Here is a 15516-nt window from a genome sequence, read left to right as displayed (position 1 = left end):
ATGAAAATAGTTAAAACGTCACCCCCCAATTGAGATATAAATGCAAAGTAGAGAAAGAATGTTTCACGCCGTGTCTTTTGAACTGATCGCCATGGCCTTTATTGTGCCAATAAGTGCGATAGTGATGAAGCAAAATAGCGCTGATATGTTACTGGTCAGTTTCGCTCTGTCGGTGTTTGCCGTGTTGTGGAATTATGTTTATAACTTATGGTTTGATCGTTTGTTTGGTGCGGAACGACTCGCGCGCACGATGTTTATCAGGGGAGTACATGTTTGCGGCTTTGAAGGAGGAATGCTTATAATCACAATCCCCTCAGTGTCGTGGTATTTAGGGTTAACCCTTGTCGATACCTTAATGCTGGAGGCGGGCCTGTTAGCTTTTCTTTTTATCTATACCTTTATATTTAATTGGCTTTACGACGTGTATCAACCGTACCAAAAATGGTTTGCTAATCTGGCACATTAATCTGGCTTATTAGTCTGGCCTTATATAGATTTACCCATTGATGTAAAAGAAGATTTAATCAAGAAACAACGTTTATATTCTATTACTGTCATCGTTGCTGTGGCATCATAATGCGTGAATAATGAAAAGCTGGATGCTAATAGTGAAAAAATACCGCTTAAATTGCGCTGCCATGTTTATCGCCAGTATGTCGATGCTAGGCAATCCTTTACAAGCCGACACACTCGTGCCGTTTACCAGTGATGGCTGCAGTGCATTTCCTGATGGCACTTTTGCACAGCAACAATTATGGTTGTCCTGTTGCGAACGTCATGATTATGACTACTGGAAAGGGGGGACATCTGATGAGCGTTTGGCATCAGATAAGGCATTACGTATTTGTGTGGCTCAAGTCGGCCAATCTGAAGTGGCATTATTGATGTTAGCCGGGGTCCGCGTTGGCGGTACACCTTATTTACCGACCCAATTTCGCTGGGGTTATGGCTGGCCATACCCAAGAGATTACGGTGCACTAACCGATGATGAGCGTCAACAAATCGAGCTTTTATCAGCCCAAAATCAGTAACTTCACCGTTTAAGTTGGACGAGGTGTTTACGTTACTTACTTGTAAAAATGAATCGGTATTGACGACTAAACACGTTAACCGAAGTGCTTTTTTGTCGGGGAAATATTAATCGCCATCGTCATTGTCACAAGCTAATATTAGCCGGCTTGCTTTACCGGAAATTGGAAACGCTACACAATGAAGCACTCGAATAAAGGTGTACGTGCCGTTGCGGTACTTGAAGCATCTAAAGGTCTATTGTCGTTACTGGTCGCGATTGGTCTACATATCTATGCCGGTCAAAACTTGTCAACGCTGGCAATTGAGCTAGTTACTCATTTACACCTAAACCCTGCTAGTCATTACCCTAGTATTTTTATTTCAGCAGTGGGTTCAGTGTCGCAATCAAGCCTGACGATACTGGCACTAGGCGCTGCGGCATATACTTTGGTGCGCTTTATTGAAGCCTATGGTTTATGGCATAACATGCGCTGGACCCAATGGTTTGCACTGCTTAGCGGCGCAATATATTTACCTTTTGAGTTTTATGAAATGATGAGCCACTTTAGCTTGCTCAGTGTGATTGTACTGCTGATTAATCTTGTGGTGGTCATGTATATGTATTTTGTGTTGTTTCCTCTTCGAGCATCAATATGAGATCCGCTTCAATGTTTGGTTACAGTTATTAATATAAAAGTATTAACAGAGTTTAATGGCCAGCGGTTGATCCATTAAGTGGTAATGTTAGTATGAATACTCACTAACATTAACGATGAGTTAGCGTAATCGCAATTAATTTACCCGAGTTTATTACGTTAATTTATGTAGACATTCAATAAACTTATTTATTAAATAAATGTTATTTGAATTGAGACCCGTTTTATTAGTGGTGTAATATTTGTTTTAACAGCGTGTGCTGTTTTCGTTGGTGTCATAATACGACGATAAAGACTCGCTGAGATACAATGTAAGCAACATGTTAAGAATAAACCATATTTATTGTTAATCTTGCTAGCTTGTCATCACCATTTATACAAATGCTGTAATGTTATGACTAATTAATTCTACTTTACGAGGAATAAAATGACTGACATCGATATTGGTATAAAAAAAGAAGATCGACTAAAAATTGCTGATGGCTTAAAAAGTTTATTAGCCGATTCCTATACACTATATTTGCAAACCCATAATTTCCATTGGAATGTCACCGGGATCCACTTTCGCGAACTGCACTTAATGTTTGAAGAGCATTACACTGAACTTGCGCTAGCGGTTGATGATATTGCCGAACGTATTCGCACCTTGGACGTGGCCGCACCAGGAACTTATAAAGAGTTTGCCCGTTTAAGCTCCATTAAAGAAATTGAAGGCGTACCGAGTTCAGCTGACATGGTCGATTTACTGACCAAAGGTCACGAGCAAGTGATCAAAACCGCGCGACAAGTGCTCAAATTAGCCCAAGCCGCTGAGGATGAGTCTACGGCAGCATTAGTGTCCGATCGAATGCGGATACATGAAAAAACCGCATGGATGTTAAGAGCGATGAGCAAGTAATCTACTTTAAGCATCATATTTAGGCTAACGTAGCCAAATCATTGGATGTAAAACTAAACCGCTGACTATGTTGCAGCGGTTTTTTTTTATTATACGGTGACGAAATCTATCGATCCAAGTCGCTAAAAACGATAATGTAGCATTTTGATTGTTTTGATGATGCTATTTTGACTGATAACCCCGCTCTTATTAAACTTGCTATGCATTTATTTGCTCAGCGAAATACTCTTCATCCCGACTCTAACTACCTAGCGGTACTTCCTCAAAGTATTGAAGAATCAATTGCTGTACAACAATTGATGATTAATCTTAATGGCACCATTGCGGGGTGGAAATGCTTAGTTCCACAAGCCAATGGTCAATTAATTGTAGCGCCCATTTTGCAAGGTCCGGTGAGTCATAGTATTGATTGCGCGATTATACCCAGAGTGACAGACGGGCAGGCGACAGCGCTGATAGAGCCAGAAATAGCGTTTATACTAGGGCAAGACATTGAAGCTTATCGTCAATACAGCCATAGTGAAATTGACCAAATGATTTCAGCTACGCATATGGCATTAGAGCTGATCCAGAATCGATTTAGCCGTGAGAGTCAACCGAGTTTTTATCAAAAACTTGCCGATGGACTAAGTAATCAAGGCCTGTATATTGGCCCTAAAATAGATAAGTCTGTCGCGTATAAAGCCAGTCATATCGATGTGGTGGTGAGCGAGTTTAAGACCCAAATGGTGCAGCAGTTTTCTGGGTTCCATCCGTGTGAATTACCACAAATGCCTGTGTATTGGCTGATTAATTACTTAGCAAAATTAGGCATTAATCTCAGTGCAGGGCAAGCGATCATTACCGGATCATACTGCGGTGTGGTAAAAGTGCCATTAGCGACAAAAATCAATATTGGCTATCATGGCATTGGTCAATTTGATGTGAGGTTTTACGATGCGCTGGCCTAATTTTACCGCTAAATAAATCTTGGCAGTAAAATAGGTGCAAAACTTTGTCGTTGCGTTATTTAAAAAGCGCCTTAGGCGCTTTGTTAACTTTGTATCTGAATAAAAAACTCTTCGAGTTGCTGGCTTACTGTTTCAGTATCGCCGGTGGCTTTTAGGTAAGAGCGTAAACCGATAATATGCACTTGTAGCTTTTTCGCGAGCTTATGTTTATCCAATTGAGCAGGCAAATCACCTTCGTTTTGAGCTTGCTCAATGATATTGACAAAGCGATGCTCAACTTGAGTCAATAAATCACGAGCGATGCTAAGGGTTTCTTGATGTGACTCATCAAGTTCTGAAAGCGTGCGCATCAACATACATAATTCACTGGGTACGGTTTCACTGCAAGGAGCCATTAAGCTGCGCAGATACTGCTTCAACCCGTCCCATACGTGGTCATTCTGCTCGATTTTATCATTTAAATTGCTAGCGGACGTTTGTGCATAATGAATTAATGTCTGATTATATAAATCAGCCTTACTACCGAATGCGGCATAAATGCTGCCCGGCCGCATGTCCATGATAGTTTGAATTTCTCGCGTAGAAGTGGCTAGAAACCCCTTTTGCCAAAACAGGTTTTTTGCTTTTTTGAGTACGTCTTCGCGATCAAATTTAGATATATTAGCCATTAGCCCCTCTTTAGTTAGATTATTATTTTACGTTAACTCGATGAGGTAAGGCCAGTATCTTTTGGTTATTTTTAACCATAACGGCCATTGTTGCTGATTATGCTTAATTATGGATGTGATATGAACTATTGATATTTAAACCAATAAAGCCGATTAAACAACAATGCAGCATTTGTGTGAGATTATTTGAATTCAAAATTGAGGGAAAAAGACAGCTGCAAGCATAAGTGGTGCTGTGATATTGGCGTTGTACTAGTAGTGATGTAATGGTGGCGTTGTACTAGTAGTGATGTAATGGTGGCGTTGTACTAGTAGTGATGTAATGGTGGCATTTTGATAGTGGCGTTATAGTTAGTACGGCTGTAATGAGTTGTTATAAACGATAAAGCGGAATTGAACTCATTTATTCAATTCCGCTTTGAAAACTAACCGCTACATTGACGCTAAAGTGAAATCTATCGTAAAAAACTGCCTTAATGAACGGCTAAGACCAAACCCCTTTTTCGGTTTTACCTTGAATCTCTACATCGGCCAGCTTGAATTCAGGCTTATTAGTGGTTTTAAGCTTAACTTGGTAGTCGCGGGTTAAGTTTACGATGGTCGGGGTGAGCAGCATAATGGCACTGATGTTAACTACTGTCATTAATCCCAGCGCCATGTCGGCCATGTTCCACACTTCTTTTAATGAGGCATTGGCTCCCCAATAAACCATGCTTAAATACAATAGTGTGTACCCGGTGCGACCATAGATGTTGTCGAGTTTAAATAAATGTAAATTACTTTCGGCGTAGGCGTAGTTAGCCACTACAGAAGTAAAAGAGAATAGAGTAATAATGATGGCAACAAACATATCGCCGCTAATGCCCATATGATAAGTCATGGCGTTTTGAGTGATACGAATACCTTCCATTTCACTGCCAATACTGCCTTGAGCCAGTAGAATTACAATGGCGGTACAGCTACACAACACCATAGTGTCAATAAACACCCCCAGCATTTGTACGTAACCTTGCGCAACCGGGTGATTTGGCACCGGCGTCGCGCCTGCGGCGGCATGTGGCACACTGCCCGCACCGGCTTCGTTAGAATACAAACCGCGTTGGATACCATTTTTAATGGCTGCACCAAGTGCGCCGGCCGCCGCTTCATTTAATCCAAAAGCAGAGTTAATAATATCCATCAATACTCCGGGAACTTGTTGGATATTAATGATGGTGACGGTTACCGCTGCCAAAATAAATGCCAGGCCCATAAAAGGCACCACGAACTCTGCAAACCGAGCAATGCTGCGAAGGCCTCCCATAACAATGATGCCAGCAATGAAGGTAATGACTGCCCCAGAATATACTGGCGAAATTTCGAAAGTGTGGTTGAGTGCGTCGGTAATGGTGTTGGCTTGCATGGCACTAAAACTAATGCCGTAACCGAGGAACAAACACAGGGCGAATAATACTGCTAACCAAGGTTTTTTGAGTCCTGCGCGGATATAATAGGCGGGTCCTCCGCGGTATTCTTTATGATCGTCTCGTACTTTATACAGCTGGCCTAAAATGCTTTCCGCAAAGCCGGTCGCCATACCCAGCAGTGCGATAACCCACATCCAAAAGACCGCGCCACTGCCGCCTAATGATATGGCCATGGCGACACCGGCCAAATTACCGGTACCGACACGGGCTGACAAACCTGTACACAAGGCTTGATAAGAACTAATGCCTGATCTGTCACTTTGGGTACTGCCTTTCATTACCTTAAACATATAGCCAAAATGGCGAAATTGAATAAACCTTAACTTCAATGAAAACCACACTCCGGCGAATACCAAGATATAAATGAGTACTTGGTATTCGCCCCACAGCACATTGTTGGCGAGCGATATAATGTCGTTAATCATTGAACAACTTCCTTGGTTTTATCGTTTTATTATTAGATATTTAAAAAGGTTACATTTAGAAAAAATGGCCTATAAATGCAAACACAGCCAAAGTCCAAATGCGTTAATAACCGTGAAAGAGGGGTTATAATGCGGTTGGTTGATTTTATGGCGTGAATTTATATGCATTGTAGCTACATATTTAATGCTAGGCGAGGCGTTTTTGTTACTTGTTAACTTTATTTTTGACTAAAAAGTGAGTCTGTTTCGCTGAATTAATATCGTTAATATTGGCACTGCAAGGGTAAATATTTGATAAAATACCCCCATAATTGCCGTGTTGTAAGGCACTCATATTTGAAAGCGGGTTCTTTAGCTTAATACATCATAAAAATTAGGATAAATAATAGTATGACAAATGCGAATCTGCCTTTTAATGCCAGCCAGCAACAATTAGCCTTACTGCGATTGGTTAATTGGGGGCTTAAAATTGGTCTTATTTTGTTTGCCACCGACTTATTTGGTTTAACAACTCCTCCAGTAACCTTGTCTTACGTGTTAATTTTTGAAGCCTGTTATGTGGGTTTTAGCTATCGCTTTCATCGACTCAGCATGAACAACAATGGTTTGTTGTTCTTAACCTTATTATTAGACACCTTGTTTTGGACTACGTGGTTATATTTCACCGGCGGAGCAACCAATGCCTTTGTCTCATTACTGCTATTACCGATTGCGATTTCAGCCATTACCTTACCCCGATGGGCTCCTTGGTGCTTAACCATAGTGTCGACGATATTTTATAGCTTGATGATTGTTGATATCACCGAACAAAATAGTGGCTCGGTAATGGAACACGACATAAGCCAAATACCAATGGACCACGTTATGCCAGCAAATCAGGCGATGCCCGCAAGTCAAAGTATGGACATGGGATCGCACTATTTAGGCATGTGGTTTAATTTTGTGATTTCGGCATTAGTGTTAACCGTCACCGTCGGCTTTATTGCCAAACGGATCAGACAGAAAAATGCCGAGCTGCGCTATTTACGAGAAGGCCAGTTACGCCAAGAAAAGATATTGGCCATAGGCACCGCATCAGCGCAAATGGCTCACCAACTAGCGACGCCGTTAGCCACATTACGTTTACTCACCGATGAGTTAGTTGATACTCAGCACGATGCTGAACAACTGGAATTGATCACCGAAATGCAGCACGCACTGAATCGCTGCGAAGTCACCTTAGCTGACTTACGTTTAGCGACCGAATCGATACGGGAGCAAAAACTAGCAGAACAGCGAGTCGATGAGTTAGTGGCAACCTTAACCGAGCAGATAAGTTTATTGATGCCAGAAGCGCAACTGAATATATCCATAGCACCACAAGTTGAGTCACGTATAGTGATGACCGACATGAGCTTGTTACCAGCATTAATGGCGTTAATTCAAAATGGCATTCAGGCCAGTGAAGATAATCAGCATCAGACCCGCGTAGATGTAAATATTGGCTTGTCACAACCCAAGCAACTGAGTATTACTATTCGTGATTACGGTGTGGGGATTGCGACTCATTTATTACAAACATTAGGCAGTAACATGGTAAAAAGTCCTAAAGGGATGGGCATCGCGGTATTATTAAGTCACACCAGCTTTGAGCGTTTAGGCGGTAAATTATACCTTAAACCTCATCCCGAATGCGGCACCGAAGCCATTGTGACCTTGCCGCTGAACGAACAAAAAGCGAGTTGACGCTATTTTAAACGAATAGAAGCGAATAGAAGTAAATAGAAGTTGAATTGAGAACACCATGAACAAGCTATTGATTATTGAAGACGATTTAGCCCTAGCCGCCATTTTAGCCCGCCGCCTCGGCAAGCAGGGTTTTGAGTGTAAAACCTGCCATCACGCCAGCGACAGCTTATTAATGGCAAGGCAATTTTTCCCCACCCATATCGTGCTAGACATGAAATTGGCCGACCATAATGGTTTATCGTTGATTAAACCGTTAAGACAACTTTTACCCCATGTACACATGGTATTGCTCACCGGCTTTGCCAGTATCGCCACCGCCGTAGAAGCCATCCGCCTTGGCGCAGACAATTACCTCGCCAAACCCGTCGACACCCAAACCTTATTAAATGCATTATCAGTCACGGCAGAAACAACAACTTATGATGCCATTGGGGAACAGCCTTTAACCCCCAAACGTGTCGAATGGGAACACATTCAACAAGTTCTCGCCAACAACAACGGCAACGTATCAGAAACCGCCCGCCAACTCGGCATGCACCGCAGAACCTTGCAACGCAAATTGCTGAAAAAGCCGACGGCAGATAATCGTTAGTATTGCGGACAATAAATTTTGATTGTTTTTAACTCGCACGGACAAACGTGGGTTAGTGCTTTAGATCTTAAAATGACTCTTGCTATTAGGGGAATGTATGGTTTTCTTCCCGTTTTTGCGACAAATTTACTACATCGGGATTTTAACAGCGGAACTAGTGGTTAAATATCAGAGCAGATCGACACGTTAAACTACTTCTGTAGTCGTCATAGCAATGATCTCAATAATGGATTTTATCGATCCAAAGCATACATTTGGTCATTTAACCTTATGAAGAGAGTACCACAATATTTGTGACCCTCATTATATAGCGTAACGCCTAGATCGAACCATAATGTTCGCTTTTTTATGTTATAGAATCATTTTAATCATAATTTTGATTAGCTCAAACTTAGTACGCTAATTATATCATCAAAAGCTAATTCGAGATTGACTAAGCTATTACGTGCAGTGTCAATATTGCCCTGTTGATATTGATGCTGTATTGCATGAGCAATAAAATGAATATTATTATGAGCTTGTTCAAGTCGCTGTATGTATTGTGTTTCAAATAATGTCCTGTGCTTTTCTCGACGGATCCAGTTGCCACATTGACAAGACTGCACATCAAGAATAGGCCAGAGTGCATGGTCATCTGGAGACGATACTATCTTTTGTCTAAATGTCTCTCTCCACTGAGCATTAAGCATAGTGAATATCGCCAAACTGTTTTCGGTATTATTACGATGCTTATTGCCACTAACACGCCAGTTTTTATTCGGAGTATAGTTGCTAAGCCATGGTAAAAAAGCTTTAGCTGGCATTGGTTTCGCTATCCCATAACCTTGAGCTTGCTCACAGCCCATTAGTAGTAGCATGAGACCGTGTTCTGTGCTTTCAACACCTTCAGCAATAACATTGCGGTTAAATGATTTCGTTAACGCAATGACGCCCTCAATGATGGAGTAGTCACTTGGATTATCCAACATGTCAAAAACGAAACGTTGATCGATCTTAATTGTATTCACCGGTAAACTTCTTAAATGGGTTAACGATGAATAACCGGTACCAAAATCATCCAAAGCAAAACTGACGCCTAGCCTGTTTTGGCATGTCTCGATAATATGATTAATGGTATTGATATCGCCAAAAGCAGAACTTTCCAATATCTCTAATTGTAAATATTGAGAATTGTTACTGGGGTACTTAGCTAAACTCTTTTCTAGATTGACGACAAAAGAGGGCGAGAGTAGATGGTTTGATGAGATATTGACACTGACTTCAAGGTTAATAACTTGCAGTTTCCAATCATCAAGTTGCTGTAGCGCCTCATTGATAACCCATTCGCCAATCCTAACCTCTAATGGCGTACCATCGATAAAGGGTAAGAAGTCTAATGGGGGAATGAGTCCTTTTCCTGGATGGATCCAACGTATTAAGGCTTCAACCCCAAAAACATGGCCACTAACCATGTTAACTTTTGGCTGATAGTACAATTGAAATTCATGATTACCTAAAGCTTGTTCAATTTCTTCTAGGAGATGGTTCTTTTGGATAATACGTTGGTCTGAATCTGGACTGTATAATCGGGAACGATCCTTACCTGCCAATTTAGATTGATACATCGCGTGATCAGCGTGGCGTAGTAAGGTATCTATATCAGCATTATCTGACGGGTATAAGGTTACACCACTAGAGACGGTAATATGATGTTGAACATCATCAATAAAATAAGGTTGCGCCAGTGCTTGATGAATACGCTTTATGGTTGCTTCATATTGTGATGCCAATTCAATATCATTAAGTAATATTGCAAATTCATCGCCACCTTGACGTGATACTGTATCTTCTTCTCTAATACAAACTGTGATGCGGTTTGCTACTTCAATTAATAAACGATCTCCCGCTTCATGACCATAGTTATCATTTACCGGTTTGAAATCATCTAAATCAAAGAAGCATACCGCAAGTTGGTGTCCTGTTCGCAGACTATGGGCAATGGATTGCTGAAAACGATCTACAAATAAAGCGCGATTAGGCAGTTTAGTGAGTACATCATAGTGCGCCATCATATTGAGTTGATCTTGTTGTCGTTTGCTACTGGTAATATCAGAAAACATCCCGACATAGTGAGTCACTTCATCGTGGTCATTTGTTAATGATGAAATGGTGAGTAATTCAGCATAGAGTTGTCCCTGCTTTGTCCTGTTCCATACTTCGCCTAGCCAGTATCCATGTTCCGAGACGGTTTGCCACATCGCGGAATAAAATTGCGGACTATGCTTACCCGATCTCAAGATTTCTGGCGTTTTGCCAATAATGTCCTCACGGCTATAACCAGTGATTTGACTAAATGCAGGATTAACATCAACGATGTGCTGTTGGGCATCGGTGATAATGATGCCTTCGTGGGTATCACTAAAGACCCTAGAGGATAATTGAAGTTTTTCTTCGGCTTTTTTTTGCTCAGCAAGCAACCTTGATTGTTTAATCGCACTGAAACTTGATGTTGAAATAATATCGGCAAGTTTGGCATAGAAATGCATTCCTCGAGTGACCTCATTGCGGGTGAAGCGGGGGACTCTGTCAAGTGCAGCAAGGTATTCTTGTTCATCAAAGCCATAATTGTTTGCTTGCTTTCGGAATAACTCAACATCAGGGACCTCATCCTGATAAAAGAACTGGCCAATGAAAACATTGCCGAGATGCTTGCCTCCGATAACGATAGGAGTGACCATTTCGAACATATTGTTCTTGCAGTTGTATTCCTTAAATGTTCCATGCTCTACACCGTGTGTGAGGAACAAATCGCTCTCAAGACAATTTTTTCGCGTATCAGGATGACAACGGTGAAATTGAGTGCAGATATCTTGCCAGCCCACGGCGACTAAAATATTGCCTTTGATATCAAGTACCGCACCTAACATACCGGTAAGATCATAAAAATCATCCATCAGGGATTGCAGCGCCTCGGCATCAATGATATCGGATAGTGCTAATGAATCAATATCAGCATCGGGTTCTAATATCGCTTTTAGCTTGTTTCGGATAGTCGCTTCACTTTGGCGTAAAGTCTCTTCGGCTTTTTTACTCTCAGTAATATCTTGGATAAAACCTGATATTTTTTGCGGTTTTCCATCACTATCCGTGACCACTTTACCTCGACACTCTATCCAGCGTTCCTCACCATCACTGGGTCTTATGATCCGATACTCGACATGGTGTTCTTTGCCACTAAAGAAGCATTCTTTAACGGATGCAATAAAGGTTGGAAAGTCGCTTTTATTCATGACTTCACATATGGTGTCTGGCCCAGCTTTAGATGTTTTGACGAGTCCAAATAAAGCGTACATTTGATCAGACCAAATGGCTGTTTGCTGATCTGCCAGCAACTCCCAATAGCCTATTTGTGCATAAACTTGAGCCTCAATTAGCCTCGTCTCACTTTCTTTAAGTTGTGCCAACGATTTTTTATAGTTAGTGACATCTCTGGCAACACCTAATATGCCGATTAAGTGACCATTATTATCTCTCATCGGGGTTTTTATGGTTTCGACAAGCTCAATGTGACCGTCATCGGCAAACGTAAGTGACTCTTCATTGACAGTAGCTTCTCCGGCAATTAAAGCTTTGTCATCATTGTTGCGGAAAAAATTGGCAAGCTCATGGTCTACAAAGTCATAATCCGTCTTACCCACAATCTCATGTTCTCGAGCGCCAACCATCCGTTCAAATTTTGAATTGCAGGCTAAATAAACCCCTTTTGCATCTTTTAACCAAATCATATCGGGGACGGTATTTAACAATGTTTTTATCAGTGCCTGACTAGACTCTAACTCTGAAAATAATGTGTGTTCTTCGGTGACATCTCTAAACACCAGTACCACGCCACTAATGTCACCAGCAGGGTTGCGTATAGGGGCGCCTGAGTCTGCAATTTGGTATTCAGATCCATCTTTGGCAATAAGCATAGTGTGATTAGCTAGCCCGACGATTAAACCGGTTTCGAGTACCTTTTTTACTGGGTTATTAACCGGTTCGAATGTGAGAGCATGAATAATATTGAAAACCGCCGTTAACGGTTGTCCTATCGCTTGAGCAGCGGTATAGCCAGTGAGTTTAATCGCCACTGGGTTTATGTAGGTTACAGTGCCATGGGTATCGGTCACAATCACAGCATCACCGATAGAGTTTAACGTAATCCGCAGGCTTTCTTCTTGCTTATGTAACGCCAGTATATGGTTGTTTATCCTAGTGTTGTAGCGCAGCAATAAGCCAAGTATAACCAACCCTACGATAAGGGTCAGGGCCATCAACAACTGTTGCATGAGTTTAAATGTTTGCAGATCGTTAATGATGATTTTCTGTAAGGTGGTTTGAACATGATCAACAGCAAGATTAAGTTCTAAAAAGGCTTGATCAAACTGTTGATCAATATTAGAACCAATACCGGATGTTGATTGTGCATTCCAGCGTAGTTGAGCAATTTGACGGAAATGCTGAAGATCGACAATTGTGTCTTCTATTTGCAGTCGTAAATGAGGATCGTTAAGTGCGAGGAAAGTGTTTTCATTATTTACGCCACCATCAAGCATTGCTTGTGCATACCATGCTGACTGATCAAGATGAGTCCATATCGCCTCGATATCAATAGTTGGGTCACCACTAATCGCCTCTTCAAACCACAAATGAGCCGTGGTCGCTTCAAGTTTGATCTCCATCGCCGCATCAACTAATGGTGAGTAGCGTACTGCTATATCGCGTCCGGTGTTGAATGAGTAGTAAACAATCGCCATGATGAGCAACGTTACCGGTATAGAAATAAACTGTATTCTACGAGAGCCAGCTTCCATATGATGCATCCATATTTAACACAATAAATTAAATTTTTTATAGGCAAAAATGTTTTTTTATTTCAATTTTAAAGTCATATTTCTTCGCCATAAAAACTCATACAAGTAAATCTATTAACAATATCATAACTTAAGCTAAGATCACTTTGATTGACGTCAATCTTAATAGCGCTAATTTTCGTAGACTCGCAATCGTCGTACATTTTATGTCCGCAGAGGATGAGTTATTGTGCAATATCAAAAATAAAATATTGGATAATGCTATAAAATACAGTTTGTTAACAAATTTCTACCATAGGCTAAAATGGGGTGTGGTCAACTTAGTTTGCTATCCTCGACATTGACTGTTCATAAACACTTTGCTGCATGACGTAATCATCGGCCTATAATATTGAGAAATAGGCTTTAGCATGATAGAACTCACTCAAATCAAGTAGCGTTCAAGATGGTAAAGCAAACTGGCTAACAAGCTTTGGAACGCAAATGAGTTAGTCTGTTCCGCCAGCGCGCGTTTAGCCCCATAAAAGTGACAAACTTCATTATCTGCAGACAGTTAGCCATAAAAAAAAGGCCTCTATATTAATAGAGGCCCAATAATCTTATTCAGATTAAAAACGATACCTTTAATTTGCATCCATCCCCATTCCCATAGTAAATAAATACAGAGTAAAGTCACCAAGCATAGTGTAGACATTTGATTGCGACTCAAAGTCATCAACCAAACAACGCCAAAGTGTCGTATCAAACAGGTTATAACATCAGTGTTAAATATGTTATTTAAATCGGGGGAGATGTCACTGACGTCACCCATCAACTGAGTCTGCTGAATCTACCCAAGCAGGGCAATCAAATAGTGCCAAACTGCGACACCATGTCGCAGTTAATATGAGAGGCCCTTTACATTAGGTGAACCTTTCACATTACCTAATCTGTTGATGTTGTAATGGCCTTGATATTGATTCCGCTCATGTGTGGCAAAAATACCAGTTATGCCATGGTAGGCGTCTCATTATGATAGCGCCTAAACGGTGTGCACTGACTAAATAAAATGCTCTGATTAAGTATCTGCTGTGAATGAATATTCATAAATTTATCGATGGTTTAGTCAAATAAAAACGATATTGAAATCTGTAAGCAACTCAATTTAATGGGTCGGTGCATCCAGAAAATACTCACTAAGGTGCTAGCTATTTATCAATATTTTGTTAAGTGAACTGCTGGGATTAACGTTATTGTTATTAATAATTTTTGTTGAATTAACCAATGACTTTTTCTCGATTCATCATCATTCATATCAACAATAAAGCCTAAATTTAAGTGCGTCATAGTGTCGCGTAAACTAGGCTTAATTTTAACGCCGATATTCAATATTACAAAAATGGAAAAGTCTGTAGCGATATTTGTTAAATTAGCACTACATTTTATAAGGGTATCGGAATACATTGTACCTACGATTATGAGTTGTTGGTCATGATGTTGAATAGCTCAATGTGATTTGACTCATGTTTAATGACGCTTTTGGGGATAACACCGCCTTATGAAAATAGCACTATTTATACCTTGTTTAGTGAATCAAATGATGCCCGATGTGGCCATCGCAACCCTGACATTATTGGAAAAGCTAGGCCATGAAGTGATTTTTCCGCCAGGGCAAACCTGTTGCGGCCAACCGATGACAAACTCAGGCTGTTTTGATGAAGCCAAAAATACCACGCTTAAATTACTCAATGCATTTAAAGGTGTTGAGTGTGATGCCATTGTATGTCCTGCTGCCAGTTGCCTTGTGGCAGCCAAAGAAAACTTTCACGAATTTGATGGTAGCCAAGAGGCACAAGCTGTCATCAGTAAGCTTTATGAGTTGACCGAATTTTTACATGACATCGCGCCGATTAAAACCTTCAAGCGTTCAGTGGCGGCTAAAATTAGTATTCAAATGAGCTGCCATGGGATCCGTATGCTTAATTTGGCGACGCCCACAGAACAAATGGGTAAAAAACGCTTTAATAAAGTGGAAGCTGTGTTGGCCAACATTGCTGGGCTCGAGATTGTCTATCCGGCGCGTATCGATGAATGTTGTGGCTTTGGTGGCACGTTTGCCGTAGATGAAGGGGCGGTCTCCGCTAAGATGGGTAAAGATAAAGCTCAAGCCCATGCGGCAACGGGAGCTAAATATGTGGTGGGGTTTGATCCCTCATGCTTGTTGCATTTAGATGGCATGATCCGTCGCCAAAAATTACCGATAGAAACCCGTCACATTGCCCAAATCATTAATGATGCACTGTAGGAGCGA

At 41.0% G+C, this 15516-nt stretch carries 11 protein-coding genes; 8 read left to right on the top strand and 3 right to left on the bottom strand.

From position 1 onward, the window contains the following. Positions 1 to 40 precede the first annotated feature (40 nt). The 5 genes from AAEZ00_RS15545 (at position 41) to AAEZ00_RS15525 (ending at position 3515) form a co-directional block, all read left to right on the top strand. Entirely contained in the window at positions 41 to 466 is a 426-nt protein-coding gene (locus AAEZ00_RS15545) for a PACE efflux transporter (protein ID WP_124011581.1), read from the top strand. A 172-nt stretch (positions 467 to 638) separates the two neighbouring features. After that, positions 639 to 1031, top strand: a complete 393-nt coding sequence (locus AAEZ00_RS15540; RefSeq protein ID WP_124012118.1) for a hypothetical protein — start codon at positions 639 to 641, stop codon at positions 1029 to 1031. 178 nt (positions 1032 to 1209) lie between these two features. Next, the gene (locus tag AAEZ00_RS15535) at positions 1210 to 1668 is read left to right on the top strand and encodes a DUF2127 domain-containing protein (RefSeq protein ID WP_124011580.1); all 459 of its coding nucleotides are present in this window, start codon (positions 1210 to 1212) and stop codon (positions 1666 to 1668) included. 426 nt (positions 1669 to 2094) lie between these two features. After that, complete coding sequence (locus AAEZ00_RS15530) at positions 2095 to 2565, top strand: Dps family protein (protein ID WP_124011579.1); 471 nt, start codon at positions 2095 to 2097, stop codon at positions 2563 to 2565. A gap of 167 nt (positions 2566 to 2732) precedes the next feature. Continuing rightward, the gene (locus tag AAEZ00_RS15525) at positions 2733 to 3515 is read left to right on the top strand and encodes a hypothetical protein (RefSeq protein ID WP_124011578.1); all 783 of its coding nucleotides are present in this window, start codon (positions 2733 to 2735) and stop codon (positions 3513 to 3515) included. 83 nt (positions 3516 to 3598) lie between these two features. Here AAEZ00_RS15525 and AAEZ00_RS15520 read toward each other — a convergent pair whose 3' ends face one another. Further along, positions 3599 to 4183: a TetR/AcrR family transcriptional regulator gene (locus AAEZ00_RS15520; protein WP_124011577.1), complete on the bottom strand. Its 585-nt coding sequence runs from the start codon at positions 4181 to 4183 to the stop codon at positions 3599 to 3601. Between the two features lie 484 nt (positions 4184 to 4667). Continuing rightward, positions 4668 to 6074: an alanine/glycine:cation symporter family protein gene (locus AAEZ00_RS15515; RefSeq protein ID WP_351089000.1), complete on the bottom strand. Its 1407-nt coding sequence runs from the start codon at positions 6072 to 6074 to the stop codon at positions 4668 to 4670. Between the two features lie 390 nt (positions 6075 to 6464). Between AAEZ00_RS15515 and AAEZ00_RS15510 the strand changes: the two genes are divergently transcribed. Together AAEZ00_RS15510 and AAEZ00_RS15505 are read left to right on the top strand one after the other, a co-directional pair. Continuing rightward, positions 6465 to 7799 (top strand): sensor histidine kinase, encoded by a 1335-nt coding sequence (locus AAEZ00_RS15510; RefSeq protein WP_124011575.1) that lies wholly within the window; start codon positions 6465 to 6467, stop codon positions 7797 to 7799. 58 nt (positions 7800 to 7857) lie between these two features. Beyond that, positions 7858 to 8394 carry a response regulator transcription factor gene (locus AAEZ00_RS15505; RefSeq protein ID WP_124011574.1) on the top strand — a complete coding sequence of 179 codons (537 nt, stop codon included), beginning with the start codon at positions 7858 to 7860 and terminating at the stop codon, positions 8392 to 8394. A 380-nt stretch (positions 8395 to 8774) separates the two neighbouring features. Here AAEZ00_RS15505 and AAEZ00_RS15500 read toward each other — a convergent pair whose 3' ends face one another. Next, positions 8775 to 13226 carry a PAS domain S-box protein gene (locus AAEZ00_RS15500; protein ID WP_164839489.1) on the bottom strand — a complete coding sequence of 1484 codons (4452 nt, stop codon included), beginning with the start codon at positions 13224 to 13226 and terminating at the stop codon, positions 8775 to 8777. 1537 nt (positions 13227 to 14763) lie between these two features. On the opposite strand from AAEZ00_RS15500, the gene AAEZ00_RS15495 reads away from it, so the two are divergent. After that, positions 14764 to 15510 carry a (Fe-S)-binding protein gene (locus AAEZ00_RS15495; RefSeq protein ID WP_101031805.1) on the top strand — a complete coding sequence of 249 codons (747 nt, stop codon included), beginning with the start codon at positions 14764 to 14766 and terminating at the stop codon, positions 15508 to 15510. The last annotated feature ends 6 nt before the right edge of the window (positions 15511 to 15516 follow it).

The sequence above is a fragment of the Shewanella sp. S1-49-MNA-CIBAN-0167 genome, from assembly GCF_040310145.1.
GTDB classification, from domain to species: domain Bacteria; phylum Pseudomonadota; class Gammaproteobacteria; order Enterobacterales; family Shewanellaceae; genus Shewanella; species Shewanella psychromarinicola.
Note: the sequence above shows the minus strand (reverse complement) of the source record. Positions and strands in the feature narration are given on the sequence as shown.